Source organism: Thermomonospora umbrina, assembly GCF_003386555.1.
GTDB classification, from domain to species: domain Bacteria; phylum Actinomycetota; class Actinomycetes; order Streptosporangiales; family Streptosporangiaceae; genus Thermomonospora; species Thermomonospora umbrina.
The window spans coordinates 1,564,036-1,585,437 of sequence record NZ_QTTT01000001.1; the positions used below are offsets into that span (position 1 = coordinate 1,564,036).

14 protein-coding genes are annotated in these 21,402 nt (G+C 69.7%); 8 read left to right on the forward strand and 6 right to left on the reverse strand.

Translation table 11 applies throughout. From position 1 onward, the window contains the following. The first annotated feature begins 31 nt into the window (after positions 1-31). A complete protein-coding gene (locus tag DFJ69_RS06795) occupies positions 32-1,012 on the forward strand; it encodes a helix-turn-helix domain-containing protein (RefSeq protein ID WP_116021686.1) in 981 nt (326 codons plus the stop codon). A gap of 42 nt (positions 1,013-1,054) precedes the next feature. Here the strand turns inward: DFJ69_RS06795 and DFJ69_RS06800 are convergent, their stop codons facing one another. Further along, positions 1,055-1,891, reverse strand: coding sequence for a 2,3,4,5-tetrahydropyridine-2,6-dicarboxylate N-succinyltransferase (locus tag DFJ69_RS06800; RefSeq protein WP_116021687.1), 837 nt, complete (start codon positions 1,889-1,891; stop codon positions 1,055-1,057). 43 nt (positions 1,892-1,934) lie between these two features. Here DFJ69_RS06800 and DFJ69_RS06805 point away from each other — a divergent pair, with 43 nt between their 5' ends. Then, positions 1,935-2,777 carry a hypothetical protein gene (locus DFJ69_RS06805; RefSeq protein ID WP_116021688.1) on the forward strand — a complete coding sequence of 281 codons (843 nt, stop codon included), beginning with the start codon at positions 1,935-1,937 and terminating at the stop codon, positions 2,775-2,777. Positions 2,778-2,896: 119 nt separating this feature from the next. Continuing rightward, on the forward strand, positions 2,897-4,438 hold the full coding sequence (locus DFJ69_RS06810; RefSeq protein ID WP_170177559.1) for a hypothetical protein: 1,542 nt from the start codon (positions 2,897-2,899) through the stop codon (positions 4,436-4,438). Here DFJ69_RS06810 and DFJ69_RS36100 read toward each other — a convergent pair. Beyond that, positions 4,414-6,801 (reverse strand): tetratricopeptide repeat protein, encoded by a 2,388-nt coding sequence (locus DFJ69_RS36100; RefSeq protein ID WP_116021690.1) that lies wholly within the window; start codon positions 6,799-6,801, stop codon positions 4,414-4,416. The genes DFJ69_RS06810 and DFJ69_RS36100 overlap by 25 nt on opposite strands. Before the next feature lie 153 nt (positions 6,802-6,954). Between DFJ69_RS36100 and DFJ69_RS06820 the strand changes: the two genes are divergently transcribed. Genes DFJ69_RS06820 through DFJ69_RS06835 form a run of 4 tightly spaced genes read left to right on the forward strand, consistent with a single transcriptional unit; the run spans position 6,955 to position 15,018 of the window. Further along, positions 6,955-8,499, forward strand: a complete 1,545-nt coding sequence (locus DFJ69_RS06820) for a TIGR02677 family protein (protein ID WP_116021691.1) — start codon at positions 6,955-6,957, stop codon at positions 8,497-8,499. Continuing rightward, positions 8,496-9,662 carry a TIGR02678 family protein gene (locus DFJ69_RS06825; protein WP_116021692.1) on the forward strand — a complete coding sequence of 389 codons (1,167 nt, stop codon included), beginning with the start codon at positions 8,496-8,498 and terminating at the stop codon, positions 9,660-9,662. The genes DFJ69_RS06820 and DFJ69_RS06825 overlap by 4 nt, the downstream gene beginning before the upstream one ends. After that, a complete protein-coding gene (locus DFJ69_RS06830; RefSeq protein WP_116021693.1) occupies positions 9,659-13,762 on the forward strand; it encodes a TIGR02680 family protein in 4,104 nt (1,367 codons plus the stop codon). The genes DFJ69_RS06825 and DFJ69_RS06830 overlap by 4 nt, the downstream gene beginning before the upstream one ends. Then, positions 13,759-15,018, forward strand: coding sequence for a TIGR02679 family protein (locus DFJ69_RS06835; RefSeq protein ID WP_116021694.1), 1,260 nt, complete (start codon positions 13,759-13,761; stop codon positions 15,016-15,018). Before DFJ69_RS06830 ends, DFJ69_RS06835 begins: the two co-directional genes overlap by 4 nt. 10 nt (positions 15,019-15,028) lie before the next feature. On the opposite strand, the gene DFJ69_RS06840 is transcribed toward DFJ69_RS06835, so the two are convergent. The 4 genes from DFJ69_RS06840 to DFJ69_RS06855 all read right to left on the reverse strand — a co-directional run bounded on the left by DFJ69_RS06840 (position 15,029) and on the right by DFJ69_RS06855 (position 21,000). Continuing rightward, positions 15,029-16,624, reverse strand: coding sequence for a serine/threonine-protein kinase (locus DFJ69_RS06840; protein ID WP_116021695.1), 1,596 nt, complete (start codon positions 16,622-16,624; stop codon positions 15,029-15,031). A gap of 50 nt (positions 16,625-16,674) precedes the next feature. Then, the gene (locus DFJ69_RS06845; protein WP_116021696.1) at positions 16,675-19,827 is read right to left on the reverse strand and encodes a type I restriction endonuclease subunit R; all 3,153 of its coding nucleotides are present in this window, start codon (positions 19,825-19,827) and stop codon (positions 16,675-16,677) included. 157 nt (positions 19,828-19,984) lie between these two features. Then, positions 19,985-20,191 (reverse strand): DUF397 domain-containing protein, encoded by a 207-nt coding sequence (locus DFJ69_RS06850; protein WP_116021697.1) that lies wholly within the window; start codon positions 20,189-20,191, stop codon positions 19,985-19,987. Further along, positions 20,188-21,000: a helix-turn-helix domain-containing protein gene (locus DFJ69_RS06855; protein ID WP_116021698.1), complete on the reverse strand. Its 813-nt coding sequence runs from the start codon at positions 20,998-21,000 to the stop codon at positions 20,188-20,190. The genes DFJ69_RS06850 and DFJ69_RS06855 overlap by 4 nt, the downstream gene beginning before the upstream one ends. A gap of 151 nt (positions 21,001-21,151) precedes the next feature. Here DFJ69_RS06855 and DFJ69_RS06860 point away from each other — a divergent pair, with 151 nt between their 5' ends. Then, positions 21,152-21,370, forward strand: a complete 219-nt coding sequence (locus DFJ69_RS06860) for a hypothetical protein (protein WP_116021699.1) — start codon at positions 21,152-21,154, stop codon at positions 21,368-21,370. The last annotated feature ends 32 nt before the right edge of the window (positions 21,371-21,402 follow it).

Consider the following 21,402-nt stretch of genomic DNA (forward strand, 5'->3'; position numbering starts at 1 on the left):
TCGCCACAGCGGCCGTGGCGAGGGGGGGCTCATGATGCCGCAATGGTCACCCGGCCCGCACGAGGAGTCGGGCGCCGCCGGTTTCGAGGCGTACAGCGACCTGTTGTGGAACTGCCCGGTGCCGTTACGTTTCGAGGCCATGGGGCCGGTCGGCCCGGACTTCGGCCTGACCTGGCGGTTGTCGTCGTGGGGGCCGATGTGGCTCCATCGGGCCGACACGAGGGCGGGCGTCCCGCTCCGCTGTCTGCGGTCCCCCACCGCGATCAACCGGGCGAGCCCGGAGGCGTACCTGCTGTACCTCCAGCTCGAAGGCGGCGTGGTCTTGGAGCAACCGCGTCAGGGCCACGCGGTGTCCGCCGGGGAGATGGCGCTGATCGACACCACCCGGCCGTTCTGCGAGGTCAACCACGCCGGCGACGACCTTCGCCAGCTCTTCGTGATGTTCCCCCACGAGGCGCTGGGTGTCGACCCGGACCAGGTCGCCGCCCGACTGGTGGGCCGCCCGCTGCCCACCGAGCACGGTGTCGGGCCGCTGCTGATGCCGTTGCTGCGCGCCATGGACGAGCACGGCGACGGCCCCTGCCCGCCCACCGCCGAGCGCGCGGCCGGCAACGTCCTCGACCTGCTGTCGGTGTTCCTCGCCGAGCTGCTGGACTCCCCCACCGCACGGGACGCCTCGGAGCCGGGATCGCTGCTGCTGCGCGCCAAGGCCCACATCCGCCGCAACCTCGCCGACCCGGAGCTGACCCCGGGAAGGGTCGCGGCGGCCCACCATCTGTCGCTCCGCCACCTGCAGAAGGTCTTCGCCGATCACGGCCTGACCCCCTCGGACTTCATCCGCCGAGAACGGCTCGAACAATGCCGACGGCGTCTGGAGACCCCGACCTGGGCGGACGCCTCGATCACCGACATCGCCTTCCAGGCGGGCTTCCGCGACGCCGCGCACTTCAGCCGCGCCTTCCGGACGGCGTACGGCACCAGCCCCCGTGACCACCGCGCGCGGGCGTTCTAGGCGGGCGGGCGACCGCCCGGGAAACGGCCGCCCACGATCGGTCTAAGCGTTGACGCCGTGCTCGCGCAGGATGTCGTTCAGGGCCAGCTTGTCGTGCTGCTGCCCCTCCTCCAGGCGCTTGAGGACGAGCAGGCAGGGCATGCCGAACTCGCCGCCCGGGAACTGCTTGGGCTTGGTGCCGCCGACGCACACCGACCAGGCGGGGGCCTCGCCGCGCGGCAGCTCCTCGCCGGTCTGCACGTCGTAGACCCGGGTCGTCTTGGTCAGGATCGCGCCCGCGCCGAGCTTGGCGCCCTTGCGGACCCGGGCGCCGTCGACGACCATGCACCGCGACCCGACGAAGGCGTCGTCCTCGACCACGACGGGGACCGCGTTCGGCGGCTCCAGCACGCCGCCGATGCCGACACCCCCGGACAGGTGGACGTTCTTGCCGATCTGGGCGCAGGAGCCCACGGTCGCCCAGGTGTCGACCATGGTGCCGCCGTCGACGTACGCGCCGATGTTGGTGAACGACGGCATCAGCACGACGCCGGGGGCCAGGTAGGCGCCCCAGCGGGCGATGGCGCCGGGCACCACGCGCACGCCGTCCAGGCGGGTCTTGAGCGGGATCCGGTCGTGGTGGTGGAAGTCGCCGACCTGGCCGCGCACCATGCCGAGGACCTTGAAGCTCAGCAGGATGGCCCGCTTGGCGCGCTCGTCCACGAGCACCTCGTCGGTGGCCGGGTCGACCTGGGCGACGCGGGCCAGGCCGGTGTCGATCTGGTCCACGGCCGCCACGATCGCCGCGCGGGCGGCGCCGTCGTCCGGGGTGAGCCCGTCGCGCCGCTCCCACAGCTCGTCGATGACGGCGGGGATCGGACTGGTGAACGTATCGGTCATGAGACGTGAGCTTAGTGGTGCCGTCTCCCGGTACGGTCTTGGTGTGCGGGGTACGGAATGGAGGCGGTGGCGCCCGGGCTTCGTCCTGCTCGGCGTCGCCCTGGTGCTGGGTGTCGGCGGGTACGCGGTGTGGTCGCAGGCGAGGCCGTACCTGCACGGCTCCAACTGCGAGATCAGCACGTCGCGGCGAGCGGTGCCGCTGGATCTCGAGCAGGCCGCCAACGCGGCGACCATCGCCGGGGTGGCGTTCCGCAAGGCGCTGCCCGAACGGGCGGTGGTGATCGCCTACGCCACGGCCATCCAGGAGTCGCACATCCGCAACCTGCCGGGCGGCGACCGCGACTCGGTGGGGATCTTCCAGCAGCGGCCCTCCCAGGGCTGGGGGCGCGTCGACCAGCTCCGCGACCCCGTGTACTCGACCAGCAAGTTCTTCGACGGCCTGGTGAAGGTCAAGGACTACCTCGACCGGGACCTGCACGACGCCGCCCAGCAGGTGCAGCGCAGCGCCGACGGCACCGCCTACGCCCCCCACGAGAACCGCGCCAAGCACCTCGCCGAGGCGTACACGGGCCGTCGCCCCGGCGCGGTGCGCTGCTGGTTCTCCCCCGACAAGCGCACCGCGCCCCGCCGCGCGGAGGCCGTCCGGGCGCTGCACCAGACGTTCGGCACCAGCCGGCTCCCGGTGACCAAGGGCGACGAACGCCACGTGGTACAGGTGCCGACCCGCCGCATCGGCTGGGCGGTGGCCTCGTGGGCGGTGTCCCACGCGCTGGGCTACGGCCTGACCGAGGTCCGGTACGCGGGGCTGCACTGGAAGGCCGACGCGGGCCACGACGGCTGGACCGGCGACGACGACGCCCCCGCCGACCGCGTGATCATCCGCTGACTCCGGCGTCAGGGCGAGGCCATAAGGTGGCGGGCGTCGTCTTGCGGGAGGGTGAAGTGCGTCCGACGAGGTCGCCGGAACGCGTCGTGCTGGGAATCGCCCATACGGTGACATCGACGGTGCGCCTGCTGGAATGCCTGGAGCTCGTTCGGGGCGACCCTCGCGTCGAGGTGGTGTTCACCTCCGCCGACACCTCGGAATTGTCGCGTGGCGTCCCCGCGTTCCTGGAGGACGTCGGGGCCCGGACGGTGTCCTGGGAAAGGGCCGCGAGCACCCGTTATGACCTGGCGGTGACGGCGGCCAGCAGTGGACCGCTGCACGAGATCGACGCCCCTCTCCTTTCTTTGCCCCATGGAATGGGGTACAATAAAGTACGACAAACGACAAACGACAAACGACAAACGACAAACGACAAACGACAAACGACAAACGACAAACGGACTTACGGGCTCGACGCGGACCAATTGATGCACGCCGGCGAGGTCGTTCCCCGGGTGCTGATCCTGTCCCATTCCGAGCAGCGGGATCGCCTCGCCGACCATTGTCCGCAGGCCGTTCCGCGCACCCTCATCGCCGGTGACCCGGCCTTCGACCGGCTGACCGCGAGCCTGCCGTGGCGTGCGGCCTACCGCAGGGCGCTGGGGGTGGCCCCCGGTCAGAACCTCGTGGTCGTGACGTCCACCTGGGGGCGCGGCTCGCTGCTCGACCGCCGGCCCGCGCTGCCCGCCGAGCTGCTGCGCGGGCTGCCGATGGACGAGTACCGGGTCGCGGCGATCCTCCATCCGAACATCACCGCCCACCACGGCGAGTGGAACGTGCGGTCGTGGCTGGCGGACGCCCGGGCGGCCGGGCTGGTCGTGATCCCGCGTCGTTCGGGCTGGCAGGCCGCCCTGACGGCCGCCGACCTGGTCATCGGGGATCACGGGTCGGTGACCCTGTACGGGGCCTGCCTCGGCCATCCGGTGCTGCTGGCGGGCTTCGACGACTCCGCGATCGTGCCGGGCACCGCGATGGCGGACCTCGGACGCATGGCCCACCGGCTGGACCCCACCCGCCCGCTCCGTCCGCAGTTGGCGGAGGCCCGGGCGTTCGGAGGGCTGCGGTCGCGGGCGGTGGAGAACGTCGGCCGCTGCGCCGCCGTCCTGCGTGCCGCGATGTACGACCTGATGGAGCTGCCGGAGCCGGAGACGCCGGCGTTCTACGGCCCGGCGGACGATCCCGTTCCCGAACCTTCTCCGCCGCTCACCGCCCATTTCGCGACGACGTCGGTCACCGGGTCGACGGTGCGGATCGAGCGGTTTCCCGTGACGTCCGACGTCGAGGACCCGCATTTCGTCATCGACGATGAGGAACGCAATCCGGCGCTGCGGGGATTGGCGGAGACGTTGATCCGGCGCGGCGACGGACTGACCGCGGATCGATCTCCCGGCGAGGTCTTCGCCGCCTATCCGGGCCACCGCCGCGTCGCGGACGTCCGGCCGGGCACGGCGGTGATCTGGGAACGCGACGGCTCCCGGCGCGTCATCACCGGTTCTCTGGACCCGGCGCTCTATCCCCTCGTCCTGCACGCCCTCCCCGACCCGCCGCCGAGGGTGACGATCGTGGTGGGTGAGAGGCGTGACGTGCTCCGCGTCGGTCAGCCCAGCCCGAGACGGAGCTGAACGGCCTCCGCCTCGGCCGCGTAGGCGGGATCCCTGGTGAACGCGGCCAGTGACGTGAGGATGCGGAACTCCTGGTGGGCGCGGCCCTGGGCGCGCATCACGGCCAGCGCCTCGGTCAGCACGTCGATCGGGTCCTCGCCCAGCTCGATGAGGGCGTGCCCGAGGCTGTGCAGCGCGTGGGCCCGGTTGTAGTCGTCGGAGATGGCGGCGAACATCTCGCCGGCCTCCCGCAGCGAGCGCAGGGCCTCGGCGAGTTCGGCGGCGGCCTCGTCGGGCCTCCCGCCGGCCCGGTGCCGGCGCGCCCGGGCCAGCCGCACCCGGCCGAGATGATGCAGGTCGATCGCGACACCCCGCTCCCTGCGGGCGGCCCGTTCGAGGGCCAGGGCCAGCGTGAAGTGCTCGAACGCGGCGTCCAGGGCACCGGATCCCTCATGGGCCCGGCCGATGAACTCCACCGCCGTCGCCTCGTGGCGTGGGTCGCCCAAGGCCCGCGCCGCCGTGAGGGCCTGGTCGAGGATCTCGTGCGCCTGCGTGAACTCGCCCGTCTCGTAAAGGGCCCGCCCGAGCTGAATCCCCACCCGGAAAACGGCCTGCGGATTCCCCTGGGCCGACGCGAAACCGATCCGATGGGTGATGATCCAGTCGTCGTGGTATTTGAACGAGAAATACAGCGACCACAGGGCCTCGCACAATTGCCAGGCCAGATCGTGCCACCCTCGCGCCGCCGCCTCATGGACCATGGCGCTCAGGTTGCGCTGCTCGGCGTCCAGCCACGCCAACGCGTCCCGCACCGAGGGGCCGGGCGCCACTCCTCGGTAGGCCGGGCCGAACGTGTCGGCGGCGCGTGCCGGGTTGACGGTCGCGTCCGCCCGTGCGGCCTCGGCCAGGTAGAACTCCACGAGCCGGCGCACGGCCCGTTCGTCGTCGCCGGCCCGTTCGCGGGCGTGCAGTCGTACGAGGTCGTGGAAGGTGTACCGGCCGGCGGAGTACTCCAGGAGGTGCCGATCGACCAGGACGTCGAGCACGTCCTCCGCGTCCTCGCCCAGCAGCGCCGAAGCGGCGGCCGACGAGAAGCGGGGGCGCGCCCCCGGGTGCAGGCTCAGCGACCGGTACGCCCGACGCGCGTCCTCGGGCAGATCCTCGTACGCGGCGTTCGCCACGGACTCCACCGTCAACTCCTCACCGGGAAGGCCGCGCAACGGGTCCCGGGCGAGCCTGGCGATGGCCCGTTCGGGGGAACGGGTGGGATGCGCGGCCATCCAGCCGCCGGCGATGCGCAGGGCCAGCGGCCAGTGTCCGCACAGGTCCGCCAGCTCGGCGAGCCGGGCGGGATCGGCCTCTCCGGCCAGTTCCGTCAGCAGCCTGACCGAATGGTCCGGGCTCAACGGCTTCAGCGGCACCGTCACCGATCCGTACTGCACGAGACCGCTGAGCCGCCGGTCGGTCGAGATGACCACCATGCTGCCGGACGACCCCGGCAGCAGATCCTCGACCTGCCGGACCAGGGTCACGTTGTCCAGGAACACCAGCAGCCTGCGGCCCGCGGTGAGGTGGTGGAACAACGCGACCCGTTCCGCATGTCCATCCGGCAGCGCCTCCCGGTCCGCGCCGAGCGCCCGCAGAAAGACGCCGAGAACGTCCCCGGGGCCGCTCACCTCCCGTTCGGAGAGGCCGCCGAAGTCGAAGTAGAGCAGCCCGTCGGGGAACCGCTCCCGCCTCTTGCGGGCCCAATGGACGCCGACGGCGGTCTTGCCCATCCCGGTCATCGCGGTGAGCACCGCCATCCCGGGACTGCCGGGGGCCCGCTCCCTCGACGACACGGCGTCCAGCACGGCGAACTCGTCGTCCCGGTTGACCATCACCAGGATCCCGGCGGGCAGCATCTCGACGGTCGGCCCGGACGCCTCGACGGTCGCCGTCAACCGCTCATGGTCGAGCTGACGCAGCCGCTCCGGGAGTCCACCCTGCTCGGCGGCCTCCGCCCGGACCGCCGTCTCCAGCGCCCCGGCGAGGCGCAGCGTCAGCTCGTCGAGCGTGACCTCGCACCGCTCCAGCAGCTCCCGCCCGGTCGCCCGCGACCTGCCCCGCCCGTACGTCCGTTCGGGCAGCTCGGCCAGCTCCGCCGCCAACACCTCTTCGAGCGAGGACAGCCCCTCGTACCAGGCGGGCGACCTTCGGCCGGCGATCTCCTTGGACACCGCGTCCGTCAGCCGCTCCCCGCCCTCGGGCAGCCCGTCCCGAACCTCCGCCAGCGCCCGCCGCAGGACCCGCGCGTGCTCCCGCGGCCCCACCATCCGCGCCGCGCCCTGCCCGGCCCCGGTGAGCGCCCGGTCCACCGCCCAGCCCACGACGAGCTCCAGCACCCGCGCACACCCCTTCGCAGCCGTCCCGCCGCCCAGGCTTCCCCAAGATCGCCGAGCCCCGCAAGCGAACGACCACATCCGGCGACGGCACCACCCCCGGCACAAAGTCACGATCTGGGCATCTCTCACCAGATCGTCAATCACAATGGGGGCGTGCTCGAGAAGCCGACCGCTGACGAGGGCCCGCGTCCGTTCGCCCACCTCGGTACGGAGAAACGACTCCAGTACCGGGCCGTGCTCCGCGCCTTCAGCCGTGCGAAGGACCGGTTCAGTGTCCATCTGCGTCCGGAGGACGTCGCAGCCGATCTGGGATGGCAGAACACTCCAGAGCTGACCGAGATCCTCAAGCAGCTCGTCGGGTGGGGAAATCTCCGTGCGGACCCGGACACGGGGCGGGTCAACTCCGCAGCCGATTTCCACCAGAGGCGATACCTTTACCGGCTCACCGCGGAGGGTCAGGCGGCCGAGCAGGCCATCGAGCATTACGAACGCGTGATCGGTCATCGGGGCGCCCTGCAGTCGGTCGCGCTGAGCGACATCGCCGATCAGCTGAAGGCGCTGTCGGCCCTCGCCGCCTCCGACACCCCTGATCCGGCCAAGACCCACCTCTTGTTGCTCAGCCTCACCGAGCGGTTCACCTCCCTCGCGGACAACGCGCAAGCGTTCATGAGCTCGCTGAGACGCGCGATCGATTTCAGCGATGACGATGTCGACGCGTTCATCGCCTACAAGGACCACCTCATCGGCTACATCGAACGCTTCATCCAAGACCTGGCACGGACAGGTGCGCACATCGCCCGGCTCCTGGTCGAACTGAAGGCCCGCGACCACGAGCGGCTCCTGGTGTTGGCGGCCCGACGGGAGGCTTCGGAGACCGTCCCCGACGGTGAGGACATGGCGGATGTGCTGCGCAACGCGGAAGTCGCGGCGCTCGAGGATTGGCAGAACCGCTGGCGCGGCCTATGCGACTGGTTCGTGCCCGCCGACTCCGGGCGGTCGCCCCAAGCCCGCCTGCTCCGTCGGGCGGCGCTCACCGCGATCACTCAGCTGATCGATACCGTGACGCTGCTGAACGAGCGACGACACGGGCGTTCCGACCGCTCGGCCGACTTCCTCACCCTGGCCGGCTGGTTCGCCGACGCGCCGGATGAGGAGGCCATGCACCGGCTCTGGCGGACGGCGTTCGGTCTGGCCTCGGCCCGCCATCTCACCGTCACGACAGAAACCCTCGCGGCCTGGGAAGAGCGGGCCGATCCGGGCATCCCCTGGGCTCAGGCGCCTCCGGTGGTGATCTCCCCTCAACTGCGTAAGAGCGGTTCCTATGAGCGGCGTGGCAAGGGGCACCGCGTGCAGGACCGTTCGCAGCAGAAGCGGCTGCTGGCCGAGCGCGCCGAGCGGGAGGCCGCCGAGACCGCAGCCGCCCGGCGGCGGCTCTGTACGGAGGGGCCGGTGCTGTTGTCGGAGCTCGATGTCCTCGACCGACGGTCCTTTCGGCTCTTTCTGGCCCTACTGGGCGATGCCCTAGCCGCCCGCAGACCTGGAGACACCGAGGTGAAGACCACGAGTGCCGACGGTTCGTTGGAGATCCGGCTGTCCCTGGTACCGGGCGGAGGCACGGTCCATGTGAAGACCGAGGACGGTGTGCTGAGCGGACCGGAGCACCTTGTGGAGATCACGGACGGGCGTGGCGGGCGATGAACGCAGAGGAGGCCGCCGAGCAGCGACGCGCGGCCCTCCGGGCGCTGCTGCGGCGCCCGCTGCTGACCGCCCGGGACGATCCGGAGACCCTCGTGCGCGTACGCCGTCATCAGGACGACCTGCGCGACTGGCTGCGGTCGGAGGTCGGCTGGCGGCTGCACGTGGACACCGAGATCGCCCGGCTATTCAAGATTCCCCCTACGCTCGACGACCCCACCCGGCCCGCGCTCGACCGGCATGGCCGTCCCTTCGGGCGGCGACGTTACGTGTTGCTGTGTCTCGCTCTGTCGGCGCTGGTCCGTGCCGACGCCCAAGTCACGCTCGGATATCTCGCCGAGCGCGTCCTGAATCTGGCCGCCGACCGGAGGCTCGATCTGGAATTCGCCCTGGAGACCCGGGGAGAGCGCTCCGACCTGGTCGCGGTCGTCCGGATGCTGCTCGACTGGGACGTTCTGCGTCGGGTGGCCGGCGACGAGGAGGACTACGTGGCGGCATCGGGAGACGTGCTCTATGACATCCGCCGCAACGTGCTGTCCGTTCTGCTCAGTTCGGTACGAGGGCCCTCGGTGGTCACGGCCGGCACCTTCGAGGAACGGCTGGCCGCACTGATCGACGAGCCGGTTCCCGACACGGAAAGCCTGCGGAACCGTGCACTGCGGCATCGCCTCACGCGGCGGCTGCTGGAGGATCCCGTCGTTTACCACGATGATCTCGACCAGGCCGAGCGCGCCTATCTGAGTTCGCAGCGCCCGGCGCTCACCCGGCGCATCGAGGAGGCCGCCGGGCTGGTGCCGGAGGTCCGCGCCGAGGGCATCGCGATGGTCGACCCCAGGGACGAACTGACCGACGTCCGGATGCCCGAGCAGCGGACCGAAGGTCATGCCACGCTCCTGGTCGCCGAGTTCCTCGCCGAGAGCGGCGTACGGTCGCTCGCCGAGCTGCGCGTGTTCGTCCGTGAAGCCGCGCGGGCCCACGCCACCTACTGGCGCAAGGGTGTGACCGAACCGGGGGCCGAGGATGAATTGCTCGACATCGCGCTGCGCAAGCTCATAGCGCTGCGGCTGGTGGTGGTCCGCTCCGACGGGGTACGGCCGCTTCCCGCGATCGCACGCTACGCACTTGCCGAACCCACCGTCCAGGAATCCCGGAAGGCCGACCGATGACCTCGTCGCCCTCGCTCCCGGAGCCCGCCTCCGAAAGATGGAAGCCGCTGCGTGCGGGTTTGGTGGACGTCTTCTACTACGACACCGAGGAATTCTGGTTCCATGACGGCCGGTTGCTCCTGAGGGGCAACAACGGCGCCGGCAAATCCAAGGTGCTGGCCCTCACGGTGCCGTTCCTCCTCGACGGCGACCTGTCGCCGCACCGCGTCGAGCCGGATGGGGATCGGCAGAAACGCATGGAGTGGAACCTTCTACTCGGTGGCAGGCACCCGCATCCCGAGCGAACCGGATACACGTGGATGGAGTTCGGGCGGCGAACGGCCGACGGCGACGTCGAGTTCCGGACGATCGGCTGCGGACTCAAGGCCGTTCGCCATCGCGGCATCGCCAAACATTGGTTCTTCGTGACCCCACAGCGCGTCGGAGTGGACCTGAACCTGCTGTCCGGCACCGGAGTCGCCCTCACCAAGGAGAGTCTGCAGGCGGCTGTCGAGGGCCGGGGCAGGGTCTACGAGACCAAGGGCGATTATCAGCGTGCGGTGGACGAGGCATTGTTCGGTCTTGGCAGCCATCGCTACGAGGCGATGGTGAATCTGCTTCTCCAACTCCGCGCGCCCCAACTGTCCAAGAAGCCCGACGAGAAGGCATTGTCGGCGGCGTTGAGCGAGGCCCTTCCGCCGCTTTCCAACGTCATGGTGACCACGGTGGCGGAGGCGTTCCGCGGACTGGACGAGCAGCGTGAAGCCCTGCATACGATGCAGGAGGCGCATCGGGCCGCCGCCGATTTCCTCGTCCACTACCGCGCCTACGCCGCGATCGCCGCCAAGCGACGTGCCGCCGAGCCCCGCAACGCCCACTACCGCTACGAAAAGGCCCAGGGTGAGCTGATCGAGGCGAGGCGCCGGCACGACGCCGCGTGGGCCGAGCTAGACGAGGTCACCGCGCTCATCACCGAACTGGAGGCACGCGAGACCTCGTTGACGGCGGAACGCACCGCGCTTCGGACGAGTCCCGAGATGCGCGACGCCGAGCGCATCGAGCAGCTCCGGCAGGACGCTCGGCGACGCGACACACATGCCGCGACCCTCGAAGACGACCGAGACCAGCGGGCACTCGACGTTGAGCACCGACGTTCCCTCGGGGCCAGGGCCGTCGAACGGCAGGAGGCCGCCCATCAGGGATGGGTCACCGCAACGGAGGAGGCTCGGGACGCCGCCGGACGCGCGGGCGTCCCCACCGATCACGAACACATCCTGGCGGCCTGGGAGACGGACCCCTCCCGAGCACGACAGGCCGCCGCAACGCTGGTGACGCGACGAGCCGAGGCACTCGCCGAGTTCGACCGGCTCTCGGCCGATCTCGAGAAGGCGCGGCGCAGGCTGGAACAGGCGACCGACCGAGTCGAGCGAGCCGAGGAGGCGCTGCAAGACGCCGATGTCCGCATCGCTGAGGATACGGCGGCCGTCGGCGAACAGGCCTCAGCCCTGCTCAACGCATGGCGCAGCCATCTGGCGGGGCTGACCGAGATCCGGATCTCCGACCCCGACGGCGTGTTGGGCGACCTGGAGACCTGGACCATCACGGCCGAGGGCCCCGACCCGGCGACCGCCGCCGTGACGGAGGCGGCGCGCGCCGCGACCGGCGCCCTCGCCCGACTGGAGGCGGACGCCAAGGCCCGCGAGCGAGTCGCGCAGGAGGATGAACATTCGCTGCGCGCCCAGATCGAGGAACTCGAATCAGGCGCACAAGAGGCCCCACCCCAACCGCACACCCGCGACGTCGACGCCCGGGCGGACCGCCTGGGGGCGCCGTTGTGGCGGGTCGTCGATTTCGCCGCCGAGTTGGACGCGCGGCAGCGTGCAGGCCTGGAGGCCGCGCTGGAGGCATCCGGGATCCTCGACGCCTGGGTGACACCCGACGGCGAGCCGGCCGACGAGAACGACACGTTCCTGCTGCAAGGATCGGCGGCGAACGGCCCCACGTGCCGCACGGTCCTACGTCCGGCCGTGGACCGCGCCGACCCGCAGGCCGCCGCCCTCGGCGATGAGGCGGTGCTCGCCGTCCTGGCCCGCATCGGGCTCGGCCCGGGGGACGGCACCTGGGTGGACGTGGACGGCCGATGGAGCAATGGGGTTCTGTCCGGGCGCTGGCGTAAGGAGTCGGCCGCCCATATCGGGGAGGGCGCCCGTGAGGCGGCTCGCCGCACCCGGCTCGAACGACTGCGCGCCGAACTCGTCACGGTGCGCGAACGCCTCGATTCCGCGAGGAGTGAACTCTCGGCACTCGCCGAACGAGAGCGTGCCCTGGCCGAGGAGCATCGTCGGTCACCCCGTGACTCCGGCCTCCAGCAGGCTCAGCACCGGCTGGCGGCGGCGCACCGTCAGCGAAGGGCGGCCGAAGCCGCGCACCGAGAGGCGGCCGGGCTCGCCGTCGAGCAGGCGCGTCACCACGCCGATGCGCGGACGCACTTCACCGAGTTCGCCACGGATCTCGGGCTCCCGACCGAGCCGGACGATCTGGCGCTGGTCCGCCGAGGTCTGCAGGACTACCGGGCGGCGCTGGCGGCGCTCTGGCCCGCCGCCGAAGCCGTGGCGCACGCCCGCCGTGCGCACGAGGAGGCATCCGAGGAGCTTCGGCGTGCGGAGGACACCCTGTCCGATGCGGTGGAACGGGCGCAGGAGGCCCGGGCCCAGGCCGACACCGTGGAACAGGAATACCGAGCGTTGAGAGCGATGGCCGGCGCGGCCGTCGACGAACTGCGCCGGCGACTGGAAGAGGTCGAGAACGCCTTGGCGGCGCGGGAGACCGAAGAACGCCGTGCACGGGAACGAGAGCGACGTGCCCGCGAGGAGAGCGGTGCGGCCAAGGCCACCCTCGGGAGCCTCCAGGATGAACTCGCAAGGGTCGCCGACGAACGCGGGGCTGCCCTGGACCGGTTCCGGGCCTTCGCCGCCACCGGACTACTGGCCGTCGCCCTCCCTGAGCTGGAGATCCCCGACCCCGACCAGGAATGGCCGGTCTCGCCCGCGATCCAGCTCATGAGAGCCGTCGACACCGCCCTGGCGGATGTGGACGGTTCTGACCGCGCGTGGGAGCGGAGCCAACGAAAGGTCGCCGAGGAGCACAAACTCCTTTCGGACGTCATGTCGCGGCAACGGCATGAGGTGGGCATGACACTGCCCGACGGGGTCATCGTCATCGACATCCGCTTCCAAGGGCATCGGCGCGAGGTTCCGGAGCTCGCCGAGGCACTCGCCCAAGAGGTCGCGGACCGCTCGCGGTTGCTGTCCTCGCGAGAGCGGGAGATCCTCGAGAACCACCTGCTCGACGAGGTCGCCGGCGCCCTGCACGAGCTGGTGGCCGACGCCGAACGCGAGGTCGCCACCATGAACGCGGAGCTCGGCGACCGTCCGACCTCCACCGGCATGACGCTTCGCCTGCGCTGGCTCCTGCGGAGGAAGGACGCCCCCGAGGGACTGGATCGCATCCGCGATCTGCTGCGGCAGACCGTCGACGTGTGGTCGGCCGACGATCGGGCCGAGGTCGGTGCGTTCCTCCAAGAGCGGATCACGGCTGAGCACGAGCGGGTGCCCGGAGCGGCCTGGGCCGAGGTGCTGACCGGCGCGCTGGATTACCGTTCCTGGCACGAGTTCACGATCGAACGACTGCAGGACGGGCAGTGGCGGTCGGCGACCGGCCCCGCATCCGGCGGCGAACGGGTGCTGGCGGCGTCGGTGCCCCTGTTCGCCGCCGCCTCCGCTCACTACAAGTCGGCGACGAACCCGTACGCGCCGCGTTTGATCGCGCTGGACGAGGCGTTCGCCGGGGTGGACGACGATTCCCGTGCGAAGTGTCTGGGGCTGCTGGCAACGTTCGACATGGACGTCGTGATGACCAGCGAACGCGAGTGGGGCTGTTACCCGCAGGTGCCTGGTCTGGCCATCTGTCAGCTCTCCCGCCGAGACGACATCGATGCCGTTCTCGTCACGCCCTGGCGCTGGGACGGCCGTGATCTCGAGCGTGCTCCCCGGCCCGAGCCGACGGTGCAGGCTCCCACCGCGCCGAGCGGCGGCCTCGACCAAGAGGGGCTCTTCGCATGACCTCGGATCCGGCCGACCGCCTAAGCAGGCTCCTGGGCGGCACTGATACCGACTGGCTCCGTGCTCGTGTCCGACGGCGCCTCGAACGTGGGAAGCCGCTCACCGGAAAGGTCGTGCACTCTGCGGCGTCCGAGACCGAACGTCAGGCGATCGAACGTCTCCTGGGCAGGAGGGCGAGCACGGCGCGATCGCTGTCGGTGTCGCTCGACGACGTGGACCAGGTGCTGCGCCGCAGCGGGCTGTGCCCGGGAGGGCTAGCCTTCGCCGTTGAGCTTCTCGATGGCCCCGTCCAGGACATCGCCGGTCGTGCGGCCGCTGAGGCGGCTTCATGGAAACACGCCCGCGCGCGGTTCGACATGGTGGTCCAAGAACGTTCCGAGCTCATCGGATGGCGGAACCGGCTCGATGCCATCGGCCTCATCCGGCGCCTGACGTCCGATCCCGGCACCGCGAGAGCCCATCTGGATCGTCTGGCCTCGGTCGTGGAACGGCTCCCTTCCCCGGGAGTGCCGCTGGGGCGGCTCGCCGCCGAGACCTGTGGCGACGCGCACGCACTCGACGACGGGCCGCTGGCGACGCTCGCGCTGTCGGCGGCCCGTGCGCTCGGCGGCCTGCCCTTCCGCGCCGACGGCGGAGCCGAGTCCCGCCGCAAGGCGTGGGCGCGGGTGGGCGTCCACTTGGACGAGTTGTCGTCCACGGCGTTGTGCATCGGCCTGCACGGCGACGACCGAACGCCACTGGGCCGCATCTTGGCGGCGTCCCGCTCGTGGGGCGAGCCTGTCGCCCTCACCCTTCGTCAGCTTCGCCGACATGACGGCGGCCTCATGAGTCCGGGGCTGGTGCGGATCTGTGAGAATCCCTCCGTGGTCGCCGCTGCGGCCGACGCTTTGGGAGACCGCTGCGCGCCGCTGGTGTGTGTGAACGGCCAGCCGTCTCTGGCGGTGTGGCGGTTGCTGGAGCTACTCGCCGACGGCGGTGCGGAGTTCGCCTATCACGGTGACTTCGACTGGGGCGGCATCGAGATCGCCGCCGCCGTCAGACGCCGCGTCGGCTGGCGGCCGTGGCGTTACGACGTGGTGTCCTATCTCGCCGCCGTCGATCGTGTATCGGACTCCGCGGCTTCACTCGACGAACGCCGAAGCGAGACGCCGTGGGATCCGGCGCTGAGTGCCGTGGTGGCCGACCGCGCCGTCCGGGTGGAGGAGGAAATCGTCCTGGGGGATCTGCTGACCGACCTGGCGGAGCGGCCCGGATGACGGAACGGGCTCAACCGTCGGAGCCGTCGCGGAATCGGTCCATTCGGGTCTCGTGTGCGTCCAGTTGGGCGAGCAGGGACGCGGCGTCGGCGGGTTGATACCGCCTGATCGCCTCTCGCATCCGTCGGTCCGCGTCCAGTCGGTGAGTCCACTGCCTGGTCACCGCGTACAGCCTCACCAGCCAGGCGAACGCGTCCAAGTGGCGGTCCACGGCATGGGCGTCGGCGGGATCGGGCGCGACATCGGCGACGGAACCGAACGCGCGGATCGCGCCGTGGATCTCGCCCATCTCGGCGCGGCACTGGGCGAGGTAGTACCGAGCGGAGAGCGTTTCGGCGTCGTCGGCGCCGCGCCGCGACGTGAGATACCCGTCCACCGTGGTGAAGAGGTCGGCGGCCGTGGTGTGGTCGCCTGCGACGTACTTGGCGACGGCGAGCCGGAAGGTCAGGTCGTTGGCCAGGTCCGGATCGGTGGTCCGCTCGCGTGCCTCCATGAGGAGGTCGAACGCCTCCTCGAACATGTTGTTGAGAACCAGTCGGCCCGCTCGCTCGCCGATCTCCTCGACCTCCGTCGCCGTGAGCCCCCGCGCCGTGTCCGGTGCGCTCATGGTCGCTCCGCGGACGCTTCCTCCGTGCACTCGTGATCCGAGCGGCCTGATAAAGGGCAGCGCAGGATCAAGATGCACGATGTCGACGGGGAAGGGCCTTTCCGAACGGGCGCAGGCGAGCGGCAGGAGCGCTTCGTACACCTCGGCGGCGGTAGGGCGATTCTCGGCGTCCTTGTCGAGCATCGCCAGAAGCAGGTCCGACATCTCCCTCGGAACATCCGGTCGTAGATCCGGGCTGCGGATGGGGCGAGGGTCGGTGCGCACGTGGTGCCATTGGTGCGAGTTCTCGTCGATGCGGGCGAACGGCGGGTGACCGGTCAGCACTTCGTAGCCGACGCAGCCAGCGGCGTAGACGTCCGAGGTGGGGCCGACGGCGTTGCCGAGCGCCTGTTCCGGCGACATGTACGGCGGTGTGCCGACGGTCATCCCCACCTGGGTGAGGCGCGTGGTGTCGCCTGCACCGAACAACGCCGCCACGCCGTAGTCCATGACCTTGAGAATGCCGCCGGGCGTGAGCATCAGGTTCTCGGGCTTGATGTCGCGGTGTACGACGTCGTGCCGGTGGACCTCGTCGAGGACCGATGCGATCTGCGCGATGATCGCCGCGCCGCGCGCCACGGTCAGTGGCCCGGAGTCGGGGTCCGGTTCGTCGATCAGGGTGCGGAGCTCGCGGCCGTGCAGCAGTTGCATGGCCAGGAACAGGCGTCCGGTCGCGTGATCGACGCCGGCGTCGTACACGGCGGGCACACCGGGATGGTCGATCAGCGCGGTGGTCCGGACCTCGCGCAGGAATCGTTTGCGGCGGGTCTCCATCGCCTCGTTGCCGTGGGCGACGGTGGGTACCCGCTCATCGGTGATCATCTTGACGGCGACGCGCCGCCCGTCGAGGCGCTCGTCGTAGGCGTCCCAGACCTCGCCCATGCCCCCGGAGCCGAGGGGGCTGCGCAGCCGAAACCGGCCGGCGATGAGTCGCCCGCCCTGCTCGTCGGCGACGGCCATGCGTCCGTCCTCTCGTCAAGAACGCTGTCAGGATCGGCGGGGGCTCCACGCTACTCGGGCCGATCCCCCGAAGTCCGGCGAATCGCCGCAACGCGGTCGTCGGTCCTACGGCGCTGTTCCTCGGTCACCCGGCGCTCGGCCTCACGGCGCACGGGACGGCGGATCATGTCATACGCCTGACGCTTGGCGACCTGCTTGAACAGGCGGTTGACCTGCTCGTCCTCGAAGTAGCGAACGAGGAGGTCCCGGTTCTGGTCGGACTGCTTGACCATGATGCGGTCGGCGTCCTTCTCGACCTCCCGCTCGAAGACGTCACGCGGGTTGTTCAGGGCGATCCGCGCGAGCTCCGGGTCCTCGGCCACGGTCACCACGAACTGGCCCAGCGCGATCTTGTCGGCGGACGAGAGGTTCGCGCCGTACTCGTCGTTGACCTGCTCGATCAGCTCGGCGAGGGTCAGCTCGTCCCGGAGGCCGGCGCCGCCGCCGACGCCTTCGAACAGCCCGGCGATCTCCTGGTCACCGACGGATTCGAGGCTCAGGTCATGTTCACCGGTCCGCTCCACCCGCAGGTGGCTGGGCTCGACCTCACCGATGTCGACCGACGGGTCCTGGCCGGGCGGCGGCAGCCGGGTCAACAGGAACCTGCCGTACTGGTACAGCAGTTCGAGGTCTTCGTCGTCGTAGCCGATGACCTGGGCCAGGAACCCGTAGGCGCGGACGTAGTCGCGCAGGCCCTTACGGAACTTCTCGGCCTTCTCGGGCTCCTCCGCGGCGAGCGCGTTGAAGCGGTCGACGGCCGGGTCGACCCAGCGGTACAGCTTCGCGTGCGCCTTGACGAGGTCGCGTTCGTCGTTCGCGCCGGCCCGGGCCGCGAAGTAGGCGTCGGCGAACTGCCGCATCTCCGACTCCACCAGCAGCCGGTAGGCCAAGACCTCACGCTGCTTGTCGTAGAGGAGATTCTCGTCGGTGGGCTCGCTGATCGTCGTCTCGTAGAAGGGCCTGAAGTACTCCTGGATGTCAACGGCCTTGTTGGCGAAGTCCATGATGAAGAGGTCGTCCTGCGACTTGCCCCGATGGGTGCGGTTGAGCCGGGACAGCGTCTGCACCGCCGCGACGCCCGCCAGCGGCTTGGCCACGTACATTGTGGTGAGCAGCGGCTGGTCGAAGCCGGTCTGGTACTTCTCCGCGACCACCAGAATGCGGTATTCGAGCCTTGGAATCCGGCCCGCGTATCGGTCATCGGCACGGGTGTAGGCGAACTTTTCGGGAAGCTCCCGCTCGGGGAACCCGTTCAACTTGGCCTCGGTGTATTCGGGGCCGTTCTCCTCGAGCTTGAGCGCCCCCGAGAACGCCACCAGGGTGTCGCAGTCGGTGAATCCACGCTCGTCCACGTACGTGCGGATCGCCTGGTACAGCCGGGCGGCGTCGGCCCGCATCGGCGTCACGACCATCGCCTTGGCACGGCCGCCGATCCGGGGCGCGGTGTGAGAACGGAAGTGATCCACGATGATCTTCGCCCGGACGGCGAGGGACGCCTCCGACCACAGCGCGGCCCGCACCAGCCGCGCCTTGGCCTTGCGCGGGTCCAGCATCTTCTCGGCCTCGTCGGCGGCGGCCTGGGAGAGCTTGAAGTAGGTGGCGTACGTGACGTAGTTGCCGAGGACGTCGAGGATGAAGCCCTCCTCGATCGCCTGCATCATGGAGTAGACGTGAATGGGCCGCTTCTTGCCGTCCACCTCCCTGCCGAACAGCTCCAGGGTCTTCTTCTTCGGCGTCGCGGTGAACGCGAAGACCGACAGGTTCGGCTGCTTGCCGCGCGCCAGGGCCGCCGACTCCAGCGGGTCGCCGCTCTCGCTCACCGTCCGGGAGCCGAGCGCCTTCTTGACCGCCGCGTTGTCCTCACCGCCCTGCGACGAGTGCGCCTCGTCGATGACGATCGCGTACTTGCGGGTGGACAGGCCCTGCACCTTGTCGAGGACATATTTGAACTTCTGCTGCGTGGTGATGACGATGCGGGCCCCGGCGCCGGTGAGGGCTTCGGCGAGTTGTGCGGAGTCGGTGTCGATCCGCTCGACGACGCCGCTGACCTGCTCGAACTGGTAGATGGTGTCCTGAAGCTGCTTATCGAGAACATTGCGGTCGGTGAGGACGATCACCTTGTCGAACACGGGCTCGTTGGCGTCGTCGTGCAGGGTGGACAGACCGTGGGCCAGCCAGGCGATGGTGTTGGACTTGCCGGAGCCGGCCGAGTGCTCGATCAGGTAGTTCTCTCCCGTGCCCTTGGCCCTGGCGTCGGCGGTCAGCGTCTTCACGGCGTGCCACTGGTGGAAGCGGGGGAAGATGATCGGCTGGGTGTGCGCGGCGTGCGGCTTGAAGGACGGGGCGCGGCCGGCCTTGGCGTCGGCGTCCTCGATGTGCAGGTAGCGCTGCAGCAGCTCTAGGAAGTTGTCCTTCTGAAGGATCTGCTTCCAGAGGTAGGACGTCCGGTGGTCGTCGTCGCTGCCGGCCGGCGGGTTGCCCGCCTCGCCGGACCGCCCTGGGCCGTTCTTGCCCTGGTTGAACGGGAGGAAGCGGGTCTTGTCGCCGGCGAGCCGCGTGGTCAGGAAGACCTGGTCGGGATCGACGGCGAAATGGACGAGGGTACGGCGGGCGAAGAAGAGGTCCTTGTCGTCGCGTTCGCGGTACTGCCGCCGCGCGTCGACCACGGTCTGTCGGGTGAACGGGTTCTTCAGCTCGGCGGAGGCCACTGGGATGCCGTTGACGAAGAAGGCGAGGTCGACGGACTGCGCGGGATGCTTGGCGGAGAAGCGCAACTGGTGGAGGACGACGAGCCTGTTCTGGTCGTACTCGTCCAGCGCTCCCGCCGCGAGGGTGTGCGCGGGGCGGAAGTAGGCGAGCCGGACGCGAACGCCCTTGTCCTTGACTCCCTGGCGCAGCACGTCGAGCGCTCCGCGCGCGTCGATCTCCCGCGCGACGAGCTTGACGAACGGACCTGCGGGGTCTGCGCCGTAGGCGGCTTCGAGGCGCTCCCATGCCTTGGGCTGCGTGCTCTTGACGAAGGTCGCGAGGTTGTGAGGGTCGAGCGCGAGTTCCTTGTCGTAGTGGTCGGCCCGGCCGGGTTGCCGGACCTCCCAGCCGGAGACTTGGAGGGCGTGCTCCACCTCACGCTCGAACTGCTTCTCGCCGTAGACCTTGACCGTCATGACCCCACCTCACCCACTCGAACGCCCCACACCAGGCCCGCGTTGAGCATAGACACCGTAAGCGCGTAGCGCAACGCTTTCATCGTGTTGGCGACGTTAACATCCTCTCGAGAAAGGAGGCTCCGCCGCCGCGATGGGTGGCGGAGCCTCGTCCTCGTTACCGGTCGTAGCGCCCGGTGCGGATGCCCTGCATCAGGTCACCGAACGCCCCCCGGGCGAACGCCAAGGCGGGACCGGCCGAGTCCTTCGAGTCACGAACGGCAACGGCCGACACGACGTCCGCGACCTCAACGCAGTCGGTGCCTGAAGAGCCGCTCCGACTGCTCTTCCGCCATGCCGCAGACGACAAGCCAGGTGTACTCATTCACCCTCCATGATCGAACGGATCCGACTCTCCGTCTCCTCAACCGACAACGCGGCGGACCGGATCACGTTGAAGAGTACGGTATGCCCCCTCACCTTGGACGACTCCGAGATCACCTGCACACAACCCCCTGCCCCATCGACGTAGAGAAGATCTGCCCCTTCGTCGAAGTTCAACAGTTGAAAACCGCCCTCCTGGAAGACGCGAGCGGTCGTTGGGATGAGCTGGATGGAAATGTGCGACTCTCCCATCCTGTCCAGTAGGAGCCTGCACTGACCCTTTCGGATCTCAGCGGGAAGGTCTCGGAGAACCGGCTCACGAATGAGCAGGAAGAACCACGGTGGTGGCGACTTGGTGAAGACGGTCTGACGTCCCATCCGCAGGGCGACACGTTCCTCGACCTCCTCCACCCGATGCTCCGCGCTGAAGACCATCCGGGCGCACTCTTCGGTCTGGAACAAGCCGGGGACCAGCAGCGGAGCGAAAAGACTGAGCTGCGAGACCCCCTGTTCGGCTTCCGTCAGCGGCCGAAAGCCGCTCGGTACCAGACCGCGCTTACGCGCCTCGGTGTGCTTCTCCCATATGCGGCGGAACGCCCCATCGCACTTGAAGAAGGTGTCGAGGTCGTCGGCGAGCCCTTCCGAGGGCGACTTCTCGAACGTCTCGACCTTGGCGATCCACTGGGGCGTGCACCCCAGCGCCTCGGCGAGCTTGTTGCGCGACAGACCCGCCTTCTCGCGCCGTGCCCGCAGCTCGTACACGAACATTTCCTGGAAGGGGGTGAGGCTGACGTGACGTGAATCGCTCATCGGGGGTCCTCCCGGGTGTCGGCCCACCGGGTGCGGGGTGTCACCTCACTGCGTCGGGTGCCATCTGGTGGTACACGGTTCGTAGCACAGCGTAACCCGCATCTGGAAGCCTCATCCCAGGAATTCGAAACCCAATCCATGAGGCCAAACCATGAACGATCAAGAACGCGCATCGCTCCAGCAGCAATACCCCGACTGGTACATCCGCCGACCGCCCACCATGGGCTGCCTTGTCGCCACCCGCATCGGCGGCCCACTGACCAACCGACAGATCTACCGGGGCCTCAGCGCGACCTTGGTAGAGGACACCTACGAAAAACTCGCCGAGTCCTTGGCAGCCCAACGCCGGATTGAGGACACCCTACGATGAGCACACTCGCCCTCATCGCCGCCGCCTTCGTA